Below are 14,146 nucleotides of genomic sequence, written 5' to 3' on the forward strand. Positions count from 1 at the left end.
GACACAGAGAAAAGCGGCTTACGTGAAGCGACCAGGAACAGGCCAACAGGGAGATCGTTCAGGAAGTCCCTCAGCTATTTTCGGAGACCTGTGATGACCTACTCCGGCCACGACTCACATACGGCGCTCTATGTATCTGGACGTATGAGATGCATCCCGGTGCTGCCCGGGTGTCCACGACGCCCGCAGGAACGTCAGCTGCTCGTTGCGAGCGGCAGGAGGAATCAGTGATGGTTCGCCTCGAACTCGACGTCCAGGTCGCGATGCGGGATGGCACGAAGCTGAGCACCGACATCTGGATCCCCGACGATGCCCCGGCCCCTGTGCTGCTCGTGCGTACCCCGTACGGCAAGCACACCGTGCCGGTCCTTGGCCACCCCCTCCTCCCGAGCTTCTTCGCGGCGCTGGAGGCCGGATACGCGCTAGTCTGGCAAGACTGCCGAGGGACCTTCGGATCCTCCGGGATCTTCACACCCATGGTCGACGAGCCTTCCGATGGCACAGACGCTGTCGAGTGGATCCGAGAACAGCCGTGGTGCAACGGAACGGTCGGCACTTTCGGGCCGTCGTACCTGGGGTTCACGCAATGGGCGACGGCCTCCCAACGCCCCCCGGGCTCAACGCCATGGTGCCGATGGTGACCAGCACCGACTACTACAACGCACCTTGGTACTCCCCTGGGGGCGCCTTGTCGTGGCAGACCGTCTGGTGGTGGGCGACGACAATGGCGCTGGCCGACGGCGCTCGCGCAATGGCACGCGGTGGCCAGAACTCCGAACTACTGAGCACTGTGCTGGGGATGCTGGCCGATCCCGAGCCGCACCTGCAGCACAGCCCAGCCTATGACCAGGAGGCGCTCGTCCGGCAGCTGCCCTGGTGGCCGGACATGGTCGGCCACGCCGACCGGGATGACTACTGGCGGCATCTGGCCGTCGTCGAGCACCTCGACGAGATCAGTGTGCCGGCCTTGCACGTGGGGGGATGGTTTGACATTTTTGCCCACGACACCACCGCCACGTTCAGCCAGATGCGCTCTCGGGCCGCCGGCGCCGAGGCCAGGGACGGGCAGCGACTGATCATGGGGCCGTGGGACCATCTCAACTTCAGCGGCGTCTACCCCGACCGACAGTTCGGACTCCTCGGCAACGCGGAGGCCTTGGACTTGACCAGCACGTATTTGAAATTCTTCGACCGATGGCTTCGCGGCGATGTCGGAGCGCTCGACGGCACCGCGCCGGTGCGGATCTTCGTGATGGGGATCGATCAATGGCGCGACGAGCAAGATTGGCCCCTCCCCGACACGACGTACACCGACTATTTCCTCGGCGGGGATGGTCGCGCTCACCCAGAGACCGGCGGCGGCACGTTGAGCCGTGCGGCATCGCCGATCGCTGGCGTCGACAACTACGAATACGACCCACGTGACCCGGTTCCGAGCATGGGAGGTCGCCTCCTCCTGCCGGCCGCCGCTCACGGAGCCGGCCCGGTCGACCAACGTCCGATCGAGGAGCGTCCCGACGTCCTGTGCTACTCCACTGGCCCGCTGGAAGAGGCAGTCGAGGTAACCGGACACGTGCGGCTGATCCTCCATGCAACGTCTTCGGCCCTCGACACCGACTTCACCGGAAAGCTGGTCGATGTCTATCCCGACGGTCGAGCGCTCTACCTCACCGACGGCGTACTGCGGGCCAAGTACCGAGACTCGTTGTCCGAGCCACAGCATCTAGAGCCCGGGCGCACCTACGAGTTAGCCCTTGATCTGGGCGTGACCTCGAACGTCTTCCTGCCTGGCCACCAGCTCCGGCTGGAAGTATCCAGCAGCAACTTCCCCCGCTACGACCGCAACACCAACACGGGTCGAGTCGGCGCCGCGGAGAAACTCAACGAAGCGCTCGTCGCTCGCAATGCGGTCTTGCACGGACCCGGTCGCCCCAGTCGGCTCATACTACCGATCATCGATCGGACTCGCCGGTAGAGCGTTCCAACTGTATCGGGTCTATCCGGGAACGCGGTCGGCGTAGAGGATTCTCAGGGCGAACTCCACGTCCTGTTTACGGACGTGGCGCTGCGAGCCGCCATGCGCCGACGAAGAGTCGCCGAAGCTCGCTCGAAGTCTGCCGTATGCGGCGCGGACGCGTCGCTGCATTGCTGGTCAGCCCCAGTAGCCACGTCGCACTGCACGGCAAATGCCTCGGCGAACGCGGTGGCGCCGGTCCGGACCTGGTCACCGAACCCACGCAGGAGCAAGACGAAGAGCCTCCCGGAGCGCCGCTACCGGTGCAGCGGCTGCGGCCACGTGTGGCGACAGGACACCACCAAGGCCGCCGAGCCTCGGGCGAAGCTGTCGCGGACATCGCCGCGGGCGAGCGCGGGCGCCGGCTCCTTGAGGCGCAGCACCCGCAGCGGCGAGCCGCCGACCAGGGTGCGGCCACCGTCGTGGACCCGGACGCCCTCGCCGACGCGCACCCGGAAGCCCGCCGGCAGTCCCGTCATGGCCGGAAGCCGCCGTCGGCGCTGACCACGCTGCCGTTGAGCGCGGCCGCGTCGGGCGAGCAGCAGAAGGCGATGGTGGCGGCGACCTCGTCGGGGTCGAGCACGCGGCGCAGCAGCTGGTTGCTGGCGAAGGAGACCGGGTCGGAGATGCCGTAGAGCTCAGCGGTCGCGTCGAGCATCGGAGTGTTGGTCGAGCCCGGCGAGACGGCGACGGCGGTGACGCCGGTGCCGACGAGGTCGGCCGCAAGCCCCTTCACGACCCCGACCACCGCGTGCTTGGCGGCGTTGTAGCCGGCCAGGTGGAAGAGACCGTACGACGCGGCCGCGGACGCGACGGCCACGAAGCGGCACCCGCTCGGGTCCGGTCCCGCGAGCATCGCCGGCACGGCGACGGCCGCGGTGTGCCAGACCCCGCGCACGTCGACGTCCCACATCTCCTGGGTCTCGTCGTCGGGCGCCTCCCACAACGGCTGCCCACCACGGATGACCGCGGCCGCGGCGACCGCCACGTCGAGGCGACCCCAGCGCTCGAGCGCCAGGTCGACCGCCTCCTGGAGTCCGCCCCGGTCGCGCACGTCGGCGACCAGATGGGCACTGCCCTCCGGGGGCGTTGCGTCGCGGAGATCGACGCCCACGACGGCGTACCCCTGACCGGCGAGGCGCCGGACCGTCGCCGTACCGATGCCGCCGGCCGCGCCGGTGACGAGAGCGACCCTCACCCCGTCCTCACCCCAGCCTCCGGAGGACGTCGGCGACCATCGCCTTCAGCACCCGTGCGCCCTCGGCGGCGGATGCCCCGGTCGGATCGCCGAGCACGCCGTTGGCTGACACGGCCTCGACGCCGCCGGTCATCATCGCGGGCAGGATCTCGCTCAACGGCTGGGTGTTGCCGGCCTCGGCCCGGTCGAGTCGGACCGACTGCGGGCGCAGGTGGAGCATCAGGCTGGTCTCGGTGAGGCCGGCGTGGAGGTCCACCTCCTCGGTCGCGCAGGGGACCCACTCGATCTCGTCGGAGGCGTTGAGCGCGGTGACGTTGCCGCCGTGGGCATTGACCACGACGACCCGGCCGGCCCAGGTGCGCAGCGACCGGACGAGCTCGACCACCTGGTGGGTCAACGCCTCGGTGCCGATCGACGCCGTGCCGGCGAAGGACTGGTGCTCGCCGCTCGACCCGTAGCTGATCGCCGGCGCCACCCAGGTGTCGCCCACCTCCGCAGCGACTCCCTCGGCCACCGCGACCGCGATCGCCGTGTCGGTGTCGAGAGGCAGGTGCGGCCCGTGCTGCTCGGTGCTGCCGAGCGGCACCAGCACCAGCCCGGCACCGGCCGTCTCCGGCGACGTGGCGTCGGCCAGTCGGGTCATGGTGCGATCCCGGGCAGCGGTGAGCCAGCAACCGAATCGCAACGCAGGAAGGTTGCCTGCTCACCGCCACACGGCATCGGCCCCGGGCAGCGGTGAGCCAGCAACCGAGTCGCGACGCATGATGGTTGCCTGCTCACCGCCACACGGATCCTCATGACCGGTGGAAGCCCTCGGGCACCAGCAGGGTCTCGGGCGTGAGCTCGTCGACCGACGAGAGCCCCAGGCCGAGCAGGGCGGAGTCGATGCCGCCGCGGAGCACGTCGAGCACGTTCTCCACGCCCGCCTGGCCGTTGGCCGCCAGGCCCCACAGGTAGGCACGCCCGATCAGCACCGCACGGGCGCCCAGGGCGAGCGCCTTGACGACGTCGGAGCCACGTCGTACGCCGCCGTCCATCAGCACCTCGACCTGGTCACCGACCGCCGAGGCGATCGGGTGCAGGAGGCGGATCGCGGCCGGGGTGCCGTCGAGGTTGTTGCCGCCGTGGTTGGAGACCGAGATGGCCGCGACGCCGGCGTCGACGGCACGCTTCGCGTCGTCGACGCGCGAGACGCCCTTGAGGACGAAGGGCGTGCCGCTGATGTCGGCCCACTGCTGGCGCATCCAGGCGACGTCGTCCCACGACGGCGGCGGCGTGGTCATCCACTCGTAGTAGGCGCCGAAGAAGGTCGGGCCGGTGGTCGCGCCGGGCGGCGCGAGGTTGGGAGCGGTCAGGTCGGGGATCTGCCCGGTCCTGCGAAATTCTTGGCCGAACTGGTAGAGCCAGCGCGGCTTGGTGGCGACCTTGGGCGCCATCCGCACCATCGTCTTGAGGTCGACCTTCTCGGGGATCTCGGGCGAGCCCCAGTCACGCCCCATCGAGAACGACCAGTCCAGCGTGGCGATCAGGCCGATCGCGCCGGCCTTGTGGGCGCGCTCCATGCGCTGCACCATCACGTCGCGGTCGCCGGTCCAGTACATCTGGAAGAGCGTGCGCGGGCAGGCCTCGACGACCTCCTCGACCGGCTTCGACGCGAAGTTCGACAGCCCCATCAGCGTGCCGCGGTTGTTCGCGGCGCGGGCGACGGCGACCTCGCCGTCGGGGTGCACCGCCTGTACGCCGGTCGGGCTGATCAGCACGGGCAGGGACACCTCGTGCCCGAGCACGATGCGCGTCAGGTCGCGGTCGGCGTGGTGGCCCGCGACGTGGGGCAGCAGCCCGATCTCGGCGAAGGCCGTCTGGTTGTCGGCGACCGTCTGGCCGCGCTCCGACCCGGCCACGAGCGCGCCGTACACCGGAGCCGGCAGGCGCTTCTGCGCGCGCCGCTGGGCGACGGCGACCGACTCGAACCAGGGGTTCTGCTTCCAGGGATTCTCGAAGCGGCTCACGGGACGAACCCCGCGAGCGGGCTCTCCGCGCAGTCACTCACCGGAGGACGGGTCATGAGCTGGAGCATCACCGGCTGGTTGCGGGTCGGCGCGGCCTTGGAGTGGTCATGCGACGCGGCCGGGATGGTCCGCGCACCCTGCTCGATCAGCTGGCCGAGCGCTACCTCGCCGTACCCCTGCACGCACTCGGGGTCGGGGCCGTCGAGCGGCAGCCCGGTGAAGAACTTGGCGGCCATGCACCCGCCCCGGCAGGAGTCGTAGTGCGCGCACTTCGTGCAGGCACCGCCGGTCTGCGGCGAGCGCAGGTCGGCGAAGAGCGGGGAGGTCCGCCAGACCTGGCCGAAGCCACCGTCGGTGAGCAGGTTGCCGGCGTGGAACTCCTCGTGGATCGCGAAGGGACACGCGTAGACGTCGCCGATCGGGTCGATCAGGCAGACCACGCGCCCGGCGCCACAGAGGTTGAGGCCGGGCAGCGCCCCGCTCCCATCGGCGGGGCCGAAGGCGGCGAGGTGGAAGAAGGAATCGCCCGTCAGCACCTCCTCCCCCTTCGCCATCAGCCAGTCATAGAGCTCGCGCTGCTGCTCCGGCAGCGGGTGCAGCTCGTCCCAGACATCGGCACCGCGGCCCGACGGACGCAGCCGGGTCAGCCGCAGCGTCGCGCCGTACTCGTCGGCGAGCGCCTGGAACTCCTCGAGCTGGCCGATGTTCTGCCGCGTGCACACGACGCTGATCTTGGCGTCGGCGAAGCCGGCGTCCCTCAGGTTCTGCAGCGCGGTGATCGCGGTGTCGAAGGAGCCCGGGCCGCGCACGTAGTCGTTGACCTCGGCCGTCGCCCCGTCGAGCGAGATCTGCACGTCGACGTACCCCCCGCAGGCCGGCGAGGCCAGGAACGCCGCGCGATCGGGCGTCAGCCGGACGCCGTTGGTCGAGAACTTCACGCCGACCTGGTGGTTCACGGCGTACTCCAGCAGGTGCCAGAAGTCCGGGCGGATCGTCGGCTCGCCGCCGCCGATGTTGACGTAGAAGACCTGCATCCGCTGCAGCTCGTCGATCACCGCCTCGCACTGCTCGGTGGTCAGCTCGCGCGGGTCACGCCGGCCCGACGACGACAGGCAGTGCGCGCACTCAAGGTTGCAGGCATAGGTCAGCTCCCACGTCAGGCAGATGGGCGCGTCCAGCCCCAGCTCGAAGTGCTCGATCAGCCTCATGCGGCGACCTCCTCGCGGGAGCGGACCATATCGGAGCCGCCCAACGAGGAGAGTCAACATTTTGCGACGACAGCTCGATGCTGCACTCGGTCTACGACCAGCCCGACGCCGACGCCGTGCAGGCCCAGTTCGACCGGCTACTCGACTACGTCGAGGAGAAGCTGCCAGCCGTCTTCACCCACCTCGACGCCGCTCGCGAAGACATCCTCGCCTTCACCAAGTACCCCCAAGGACCTCTGGACCCAGATCTGGTCCAACAACCCCACCGAGCGACTCCACAAGGAGATCCGGCGACGCACCGACGCCGTCGGCATCTTCCCGACCCGTGAGTCGATCGTGCGACTGGTCGGGGCCGTGCTGGCCGAGCAGACCGACGAATGGGCCGAAGGCCGCCGCTACCTCGGACTCGACGTCCTGGCCCGCTCCCGCATGAGCCTCGCGCCCCCACCGAACCCGAGATAGGAGCTGACGACCTGCCCGCACTGACCGCCTGACCCACCAGCAAGGAGCACGCAGCCCTACACCACTATCTGGCACTTGACCCCGAGAAGTGCTCGGGGCTGATGCACGGTTAGGTGACACGGTTAGTCACGCGGCCTGAGGGGCCTCGTGGTTGATGATTGTCTCGAATTCGATGGGGGTCAATCTGCCGAGGCGGTCTTGTCGTCTGCGGCGGTGGTAGGTGCGTTCGATCCAGTGCACGATGGCGGCCCGGAGCTCGTCTCTGGTGGCCCAGGATCGGCGGTCGAGGACGTTGTTCTGTAGCAGTGAAAAGAAGCTCTCCATGGCCGCGTTGTCCCCGGCAGCGCCGACCCTTCCCATCGACCCGAGCATGCCGTGCCGGGTGATAGCCTTCTGCATCTTCTTCGAGCGAAATTGAGATCCTCTATCGCTGTGTAGGACGCAGCCTGTGACGTCGCCCCGCCTGGCGACGGCGCTGTTCAGTGCGGCCACGGCCAGGCAGGACTTCATCCTGGAGTCGATCGAATACCCGACGATGCGGCCCGAATAGACGTCCTTGATCGCGCACAGGTACAGCTTTCCCGCCGCCGTCCAGTGCTCGGTGATGTCGGTGAGCCACAGCTCGTTCGGGCCCACGGCGGCGAAGTCTCGCTCGACGAGATCGTCGTGCACGGGTGGGCCGGCCTTGCGATGCTTGCCGCGGCCCTTCTTGCTGATGGCACTGGTCCAGCCACCGGTTGAGCAGATTCGCCAGGCGGTGCGCCGGCACATCTTCTCGCCCGCGGTCTCAGCTTCATCGGCCAGGTAGCGGTAGCCGAATTCCGGATCCTCTCGGTGCGCGTCGAACAGGGCGTTGGCCCGGTACGCCTCGGCGAGTTCGGCATCGGTGACCGGGTTCTTGAGCCATCGGTAGTAGGGCTGACGAGCGATCTTGAGTACCCGGCACGCCACCGTGACGGGGATGCCGTCAGCGGCGAGCTCGCTCACGAGCGGGTACCACCTTTTCCCGGCAGATTCGCCTGGGACAGGTAGGCAGCAGCGCGGCGCAGGACCTCGTTCTCCTGCTCCAGCAGTCGCACACGCCGCTTGGCCTCCCGGAGCTCCTGGGATGCCGCGGCGGTCGTGCCGGGCTTGATCCCGGCCTCCACGTCGGCCTTGCGAATCCACTTCTGCAACGTCATGGGATGGATACCGAAGTCGGCGGCGATCTGCTCGAGCGTCACACCGTCTTCACGATTCTGAGCGACGCGAACAACGTCGTCGCGGAACTCCTGGGGATAGGGCTTGGGCACAACAACATCCTTCCAGGCCGCCCCGGCAGGGCAAGCCAGATCAGATGTCACCAACTCGTGCACCAGCCCCTGCAGCAGACCCAACGATTCCATCGCGGCGTTGTCGCCGGCGCCGTCAGTGGGCCTGGTCGACTCACTTGACCTCGGCATCGCGCTCGAGTCAGTTGCGTTCGATTACACGCCCGTACCAGTCGAACTGGGAAGCCGTGAGAGCGAAATAGTGTTGGAGTTCAGTGCCGAGACCGACCAGCTGATCCACTTCGGAATCCGGTTGTTCCGCCAACTTCAGCAGCTCGACGCTGTCTTAGCGATGCTGACCGCTCAGCTGCCGTCGACGATCACGCCAGAGATGATCGAGCCCATGAGGGAGGCGATGGCCTCCGACTCCGGGCCGGCACAGTGGCTCCCACAGCGCGGCTTGGAGACGTACGACGTCACCGTTCCCTCCTTCGATGGAGTCGTCATCACGCTCAGCGTCGCAGCGGTGTCGGCGCAAGACCCGGCTTGTACTACCTCCACGGCGGCGGCATGATGCTCGGCGACCGGCTCGGCGGTGTGGAGATCCTCGCCGAGTGGCTCCTGCGATACGACGCCATCGCCGTCAGCGTCGACTATCGCCTCGCACCCGAACACCAGGACCCGATTCCCGTCGAGGACTGCTACGCCGGACTCGTCTGGACCAGGGATCACGCCGACGAGCTCGGCATCGACCCCGACCGGCTGGTCATCGTCGGCAGCAGCGCTGGCGGCGGCCTCGCCGCAGGGCACGGTCCTGCTGGCCCGCGATAGGGGCGGGCCGGCGCTCGCTGGCCAGATGCTGATGTAGCCGATGCTCGACGACCCGTCGCCCAGAGGTACGGGATGGGCACCCTCGTCTGGAGCCCGCTCACCGGCGGCATGCTGACCGGACGGGTACGCAAGGGCCGTCCTACCGACCTGCGGTGCACTTCTCCTACCTCAGCGACGAACGACGGCTCGACGTCGTCGAGCAGCTCATCCCGCTCGCCGAGGAGGCCGGCATCAAGCTCACGCACCTGGCGATGGCGTTCGCGATCAGGCACCCCGGCGTCACCGCGGTAATCATCGGACCGCGCACCATGGACCAGCTCGACGACCTCCTCGCCGGAGCCGAGATCTCGCTCACGGACGACTCCTCGACCGGATCGACGAGATCGTCCCACCCGGCACCGACGTCTCACCCCTCGACATGGCCTACCGCACCCCACCCCTCCTGGCCCCGGTACTGCGCCGTCGTCCTTCAGCAGAGCGCGCCGCCACTTGAGCGACGAACCTCTTTGGAGCTCGGTCAGCCGGGCGCGGAGTGGCCGTGGCGCCAGTAGCCGGTGAAGGTGACCGCGGACTTGGGGAGTCGGCGGTCGTTGACGAGATGGCGGCGGATGCCGGTGGCGAGCGCTGACTCTCCAGCGACCCATGCATACTCGGGCGGAGCCGACAGCCTGGCGCCCCGTACCGTCCCCAGAGCAAGGGTCCCCGGCCTCAGTGTCGGATCGTTGCGGGGCAGCCAATGCACCGTGGTGTTCGCGGGCTTCGTGACGTCAGGTCGGATGTCCGCCTCGTCGGGGACCTCGAGAAAGACCTCCGCATGCAGATCGGGCGAGGCACGCTCGAGGATGGCCAGTACGGCGGGTAGTGCGCTCTCGTCTGCGACGAGAAGCTGTCGGCGTGTCGCTGGAGGGGGCTGGTAGGTGTAGCCCTCGTCGAAGATGCCGACCGGGTCGCCGGGGCCGGTGCTCAGAGCCCACGCCGTTGCGGGGCTCGGCCCGTGTGCTCCGTCGTGGAGGGCGATCTCGACGTCGAGTTCGTCGAGGTGGGGGCGGATCGCGCGGACGGTGTACATGCGGACCCATGGCCGGCGGCTGGTCGGCTGCACGATCAGTTGTGCCATCCATGCCTCGTTGGCGAAGGTGGGCATGGTCAACCGCTGCTGTCCGGGACGTCGGAAGAACATGCGGAACGCCTGGTCCGGGCCGCTCGGCCGGAATCGGGTCAGGGCTTCGCCGGTGAGCGTCACCTTGACGAAGCTCGGGCTCAGGCGCTCGGCAGCAGCGACGTGCAGGTTGATCATGGCCCGCTCGCGCGGGCGGCGAACGTCGGGCAGCAACGCCATCTCAGGGTGCCCTTCGATCATCGGCCGACCGGGCCGTGGTGCTCGCCTGTCTCCGGCGCAGACCATCGAGGAAGAGGCCCAAGCCGAACTCGAAGCGGTCATTCGCATCGGCCAGCGCGGCATCGACAAGCGCGGCGGTGACCTCGTCGGGTTGGCCGGGGCGCTCGGTCTCCGACAGCGCGCTTTGTGACTTCGCGGTCCGCTGCGCGGCAGTCAGCTCGGCCATCCCCTGCTCTTCGATGACGTGGCCGAGGACGAAGCTGAACACCGCGAAGCCGCTTCGCGCCGCATCCTCCAAGTCGAGCCCGCGAACGCGAACGGCCTGGACCCAGGCGAGGCTGACCGCCACGGTGTTCTGCTCGGTGACATAGGACCCGGCGACGACACGTGCGCCATCCCGACGCGAGGACAGAGCTCCCCGAAGTCGGCGGGCGAACTCGGCCAGCTTCTCGTCCCACGTACCCCCAGGCGACGGCGCGCCCACGCCTGCGATGAGCTCGTCGGCCATCGCCTCCAGCAACGCCTGCTTGCTTGGGAAGTGCCAATAGAGGCTCCCGGCCTGCAGACCGAGATGCGCGGCGAGCTTGCGTGTCGTCAGCGCCTCCAGGCCATCGGCGTCCAACAGCTCCAAGCCACCTGCCACCACATCGCCGCGCCGAACCTGAACCATGACGACTCCTCATCGCGAGAGACTCTAACAATGTTTGACTCTAACACGGCATGACTCTAACATCGCTCAAGTCAAGCGTTGTTAGAGTCTTGTCTGCGGGGCCGCCGCTGGCATGGCAGGAGAAGGAGTGCGAGCGATGGCGGAACTGCATGCCGGGAGCCCGGCGAACGTGATCACTGAGCCGAAGCCGGCCCGACGGCGCTGGTGGGTGCTCGGCTTGATCGCTCTGGTGCAGTTGATGCTGGCGCTGGACGCGTCGGTGGTGAACGTGGCGTTGCCGAAGGTCCAGGAGACGCTGAGCATCTCGGACGCGTCGCGCCAGTGGGCTGTGACCGCGTATGCGCTCACCTTCGGAGGGCTGCTCCTGCTCGGTGGCCGGATCGCCGACTTCGCCGGTCGCAAGCGCGTCCTGCTGGTCGGTCTGGTCGGATTCGTCGCAGCCTCCGCGCTGGGCGGGCTGGCCACGACCGCGTCGGTGCTCTTCGCCGCGCGTGGCCTTCAGGGGGCGTTCGCCGCGCTGATGGCTCCTGCGGGCCTGGCGATCCTCTCGGTCACCTTCACTCGGGCGAGGGAACGCGGCACCGCCTTCGGCGTCTACGGCGCGGTCTCCGGTGCTGGCGTGGCGATCGGCCTCACTGTCGGCGGGCTGCTGACCCAGTACACCTCGTGGCGTTGGTGCCTGCTGATCAACGTGCCGGTCGGTGTCATCGCCGCGATGATCTGTTTCGTCGTACTCACTGAGAGCAAAGCCGCCGGCAGGGCCCGCTACGACGTACCGGGAGCGGTCACGGCGACGTTCGGCCTGATGAGCCTGATCTTCGGCATCACCAAGGGCCAGGAGAAGGGATGGACGGACAGTTCGACGTTGGGTGCGCTCGCCACCGCCGCCGTACTGCTCGTCGCCTTCGTCGCGATCGAGGCACGCAGCACCCGCCCGCTGCTACCACTGCGGATCCTGCTCCACCGTTCTCGCAGCGGTGCCTACCTCGCCAGCTTGCTTTCCGGCGCAGCGCTGTTCAGCATCTTCCTGTTCCTCTCCTACTACATGCAGGGAGTCAGCGGATACAGCCCGGTGCGCACGGGTCTCGCATTCCTGCCCTCTGCTCTCGGCGTCGGCATCGGCTCGGGGATCGCTGGGCGCCTGATGGGCCGTCTCACGCCTCGTGCGGTGGCCGTCGCCGGTCTGGTCACCACTGCTGCCGGGATGTTCCTCCTGACTGGGTTGGACCTCTCCAGCGGATACGTCGTCCATCTCCTACCTGGTGAAGTGGTCACTGCCGTCGGTTGTGGCCTCGTCTTCGTCACCGCTCCGAGCGCGGCGATGACCGACATCGCCGAGACGGACTCGGGGGCGGCAAGCGCGCTGGTCAACACTGCCCAGCAGATCGGCGGCTCACTCGGTATCGCTGTTCTCGGGGCTATCGCTGCGAGCATCACCACCGGCCACCTCGCGACGCATCCTGGCGACATCTCCGCCGCCACCGTACAGGGATTCCGAGCCGCCTTCCTGGCCGGTGGGATCGCCCTCGCCGTGGGCGCCGTCATCGTCGCGGTGCTCATCGGCCGCAGCGAGCCGGCGCACCTCAACTCGATCGAGACGCACCGCTCGTGATGGCATCGGAGATCGGTTCTGGCGTGCGTTCGCGGAGGCAATGCGGGTGCTGATCGCCTCTTTCTATCCGAAGCTGCTTTGCCGTGTTTCCAGTAGCCGGCAAAGGTGATGAACGACTTGGGGATGTCTGGGTCGGTGAGCAATGATCAGAACCTGTGGATGGCTCTCGGCGAGGTGACGTGAAGCGGGCGCACCTCCCGAGCAAGATCGAAGCCCATGCTCAAGTTCGAATCGGGGTCGGCGTTGGCGCGCCGGCTCGGGAAGGTACGTCCAATGCTCAAGGTAGTCCACGACGCCTCGGCGTCCAACGAGAACACGGCGGCCGCGGCGGCGTCGGCGAGTGGTTCGCTGCTCGATGAAATCGTCCGTGACGGTGCGCGGCAGATGCTCGCGGCGGCGTTGCGGGCCGAGGTCGCGGCCTATGTCGAGGCGTTCGCCGACGAGTTCGACGAGGCGGGCCGGCGGCTGGTGGTCCGCAACGGGTTCCACGAGCCGCGGGAGGTGACCACCGCGGCCGGAGCGATTCCAGTTCGCGCGCCGCGGGTCAACGACAAGCGGGTTGACCCGGCGACCGGGCAGCGGCGCCGGTTCGCCTCGGCGATCTTGCCAGCGTGGGCGCGGAAGTCGCCGCGGGTCGCGGAGGTGCTGCCGCTGCTGTATCTGCACGGCCTATCTTCCTCGGACTTCGGGCCCGCGCTGGCCCAGTTCCTCGGCACCAGCCACGGGTTGTCGGCCTCGGTGATCACGCGGCTCACCAAGGACTGGCAGGACGAAGCACGCGCGTTCAACGCCCGGTCCCTGGCCGGGACCGACTTCGTCTACTGGCTGGGTCGACGGGATCCATCTCAAGGTCCGACTCGAGCCGCCGAGGAGACTGTTGCGATCACAGTAGGCTGATAGCCATGTCGCTGCCCGCATCACGCTCTCGGCCCGCCGCTTCTGCACGGGGGCAGCGGGCCGAGAAGGCGATCGTCGACGCAGTCCTCGATCTGCTCGACCAGGACGATGCCAGTGGCCTGACGGTCGACAAGATCGCCAACCGGGCACAAGTCGGGAAACCCACGATCTACCGACGATGGTCCACCAAATCCGAGCTCGTGGCGTACGCCTTCGGGAACCTCGCCGACCCCCTACCCTCCGGGCCACAGGCAAGCCTGAGGGATATCCTCATCACCGCACTGACCGAGTTCCACGCACGACTGACAGACACCCGACACGGACGTGCATGGCGAAAAATACTCGGCTCCCAAGGGGAATATGCCGACGCCATGTCCATCTACCGCGACAAGTACCTCAACCCTCGCCGGGCGGCTCTCGCCGCAGCCCTGCAAACACACATCGACAACGGCACGATACGAAACGACGTCGACGCCGAGACACTGATTCGAGTCATCAGCAATACGATGCTGGGCGGGATCATCACCCCGGACGAACCCGCCACCACAACAAGCCCGGAACTCATCGTTGACTTGTTCCTCAACGGCCTCCTCACAGGCGCAGCGCACAACCCGCCGAGCCCGCCACCGCGTTAACCCGCCCCGGGCCCATGCTGC

13 protein-coding genes and 3 pseudogenes are annotated in these 14,146 nt (G+C 68.1%); 8 read left to right on the plus strand and 8 right to left on the minus strand.

Annotated features, from left to right (window positions below):
- Positions 1-263 precede the first annotated feature (263 nt).
- Positions 264-1,975 (plus strand): annotated as a pseudogene (locus tag BKA16_RS22885) (CocE/NonD family hydrolase).
- Positions 1,976-2,271: 296 nt separating this feature from the next.
- On the opposite strand, the gene BKA16_RS22890 reads toward BKA16_RS22885, so the two are convergent.
- The 5 genes from BKA16_RS22890 to mftC all read right to left on the minus strand — a co-directional run bounded on the left by BKA16_RS22890 (position 2,272) and on the right by mftC (position 6,429).
- Entirely contained in the window at positions 2,272-2,493 is a 222-nt protein-coding gene (locus BKA16_RS22890; RefSeq protein WP_183373344.1) for a hypothetical protein, read from the minus strand.
- Positions 2,490-3,212 carry a mycofactocin-coupled SDR family oxidoreductase gene (locus tag BKA16_RS22895; RefSeq protein WP_183373306.1) on the minus strand — a complete coding sequence of 241 codons (723 nt, stop codon included), beginning with the start codon at positions 3,210-3,212 and terminating at the stop codon, positions 2,490-2,492. Before BKA16_RS22895 ends, BKA16_RS22890 begins: the two co-directional genes overlap by 4 nt.
- Positions 3,213-3,219: 7 nt before the next feature.
- Entirely contained in the window at positions 3,220-3,855 is a 636-nt protein-coding gene (mftE, locus tag BKA16_RS22900; protein WP_183373307.1) for a mycofactocin biosynthesis peptidyl-dipeptidase MftE, read from the minus strand.
- 151 nt (positions 3,856-4,006) lie between these two features.
- A complete protein-coding gene (gene mftD / locus BKA16_RS22905; protein WP_183373308.1) occupies positions 4,007-5,221 on the minus strand; it encodes a pre-mycofactocin synthase MftD in 1,215 nt (404 codons plus the stop codon).
- On the minus strand, positions 5,218-6,429 hold the full coding sequence (gene mftC / locus BKA16_RS22910; RefSeq protein ID WP_221247659.1) for a mycofactocin radical SAM maturase: 1,212 nt from the start codon (positions 6,427-6,429) through the stop codon (positions 5,218-5,220). Before mftC ends, mftD begins: the two co-directional genes overlap by 4 nt.
- Before the next feature lie 74 nt (positions 6,430-6,503).
- On the opposite strand from mftC, the pseudogene BKA16_RS22915 reads away from it, so the two are divergent.
- Positions 6,504-6,923 (plus strand): annotated as a pseudogene (locus BKA16_RS22915) (transposase); the annotation flags it as partial.
- Between the two features lie 94 nt (positions 6,924-7,017).
- On the opposite strand, the gene BKA16_RS22920 reads toward BKA16_RS22915, so the two are convergent.
- Positions 7,018-8,183 (minus strand): IS3 family transposase gene (locus BKA16_RS22920; protein ID WP_183369779.1). Its coding sequence is split into 2 segments (ribosomal slippage): positions 7,018-7,896 and positions 7,899-8,183, totalling 1,164 coding nucleotides; the frame shifts between segments, so codons are not numbered across the junction.
- A gap of 118 nt (positions 8,184-8,301) precedes the next feature.
- On the opposite strand from BKA16_RS22920, the gene BKA16_RS23710 reads away from it, so the two are divergent.
- The 3 genes from BKA16_RS23710 (at position 8,302) to BKA16_RS22930 (ending at position 9,523) form a co-directional block, all read left to right on the plus strand.
- Positions 8,302-8,715 carry a hypothetical protein gene (locus tag BKA16_RS23710; protein ID WP_221247660.1) on the plus strand — a complete coding sequence of 138 codons (414 nt, stop codon included), beginning with the start codon at positions 8,302-8,304 and terminating at the stop codon, positions 8,713-8,715.
- A complete protein-coding gene (locus BKA16_RS23715) occupies positions 8,688-8,972 on the plus strand; it encodes an alpha/beta hydrolase (protein WP_221247661.1) in 285 nt (94 codons plus the stop codon). Before BKA16_RS23710 ends, BKA16_RS23715 begins: the two co-directional genes overlap by 28 nt.
- 152 nt (positions 8,973-9,124) lie before the next feature.
- Complete coding sequence (locus tag BKA16_RS22930; protein WP_343067635.1) at positions 9,125-9,523, plus strand: aldo/keto reductase; 399 nt, start codon at positions 9,125-9,127, stop codon at positions 9,521-9,523.
- Here BKA16_RS22930 and BKA16_RS22935 read toward each other — a convergent pair.
- Both BKA16_RS22935 and BKA16_RS22940 read right to left on the minus strand, forming a co-directional pair.
- Positions 9,490-10,332, minus strand: a complete 843-nt coding sequence (locus BKA16_RS22935) for a siderophore-interacting protein (protein ID WP_246372609.1) — start codon at positions 10,330-10,332, stop codon at positions 9,490-9,492. The genes BKA16_RS22930 and BKA16_RS22935 overlap by 34 nt on opposite strands.
- A complete protein-coding gene (locus tag BKA16_RS22940) occupies positions 10,313-10,981 on the minus strand; it encodes a TetR/AcrR family transcriptional regulator C-terminal domain-containing protein (RefSeq protein WP_183373310.1) in 669 nt (222 codons plus the stop codon). Before BKA16_RS22940 ends, BKA16_RS22935 begins: the two co-directional genes overlap by 20 nt.
- 136 nt (positions 10,982-11,117) lie before the next feature.
- Between BKA16_RS22940 and BKA16_RS22945 the strand changes: the two genes are divergently transcribed.
- From BKA16_RS22945 to BKA16_RS22955, 3 genes and pseudogenes are all read left to right on the plus strand, one after another.
- Positions 11,118-12,593: an MFS transporter gene (locus tag BKA16_RS22945; protein WP_183373311.1), complete on the plus strand. Its 1,476-nt coding sequence runs from the start codon at positions 11,118-11,120 to the stop codon at positions 12,591-12,593.
- A 273-nt stretch (positions 12,594-12,866) separates the two neighbouring features.
- Positions 12,867-13,473, plus strand: a pseudogene (locus tag BKA16_RS22950) (transposase); the annotation flags it as partial.
- 22 nt (positions 13,474-13,495) lie between these two features.
- The gene (locus BKA16_RS22955; protein WP_183373264.1) at positions 13,496-14,125 is read left to right on the plus strand and encodes a TetR/AcrR family transcriptional regulator; all 630 of its coding nucleotides are present in this window, start codon (positions 13,496-13,498) and stop codon (positions 14,123-14,125) included.
- Positions 14,126-14,146 lie beyond the last annotated feature (21 nt).

The organism is Gordonia humi (genome assembly GCF_014197435.1).
Lineage (GTDB): Bacteria > Actinomycetota > Actinomycetes > Mycobacteriales > Mycobacteriaceae > Gordonia > Gordonia humi.

Coding starts and splice junctions, on each gene's coding strand:
- BKA16_RS22945 (WP_183373311.1), top strand. CDS start 11,118: ATGGCGGAACTGCATGCCGGGAGCCCGGCGAACGTGATCACTGAGCCG.
- BKA16_RS22935 (WP_246372609.1), bottom strand. CDS start 10,332: ATGATCGAAGGGCACCCTGAGATGGCGTTGCTGCCCGACGTTCGCCGC.
- BKA16_RS22955 (WP_183373264.1), top strand. CDS start 13,496: ATGTCGCTGCCCGCATCACGCTCTCGGCCCGCCGCTTCTGCACGGGGG.
- BKA16_RS22940 (WP_183373310.1), bottom strand. CDS start 10,981: ATGGTTCAGGTTCGGCGCGGCGATGTGGTGGCAGGTGGCTTGGAGCTG.
- mftE (WP_183373307.1), bottom strand. CDS start 3,855: ATGACCCGACTGGCCGACGCCACGTCGCCGGAGACGGCCGGTGCCGGG.
- BKA16_RS22890 (WP_183373344.1), bottom strand. CDS start 2,493: ATGACGGGACTGCCGGCGGGCTTCCGGGTGCGCGTCGGCGAGGGCGTC.
- mftC (WP_221247659.1), bottom strand. CDS start 6,429: ATGAGGCTGATCGAGCACTTCGAGCTGGGGCTGGACGCGCCCATCTGC.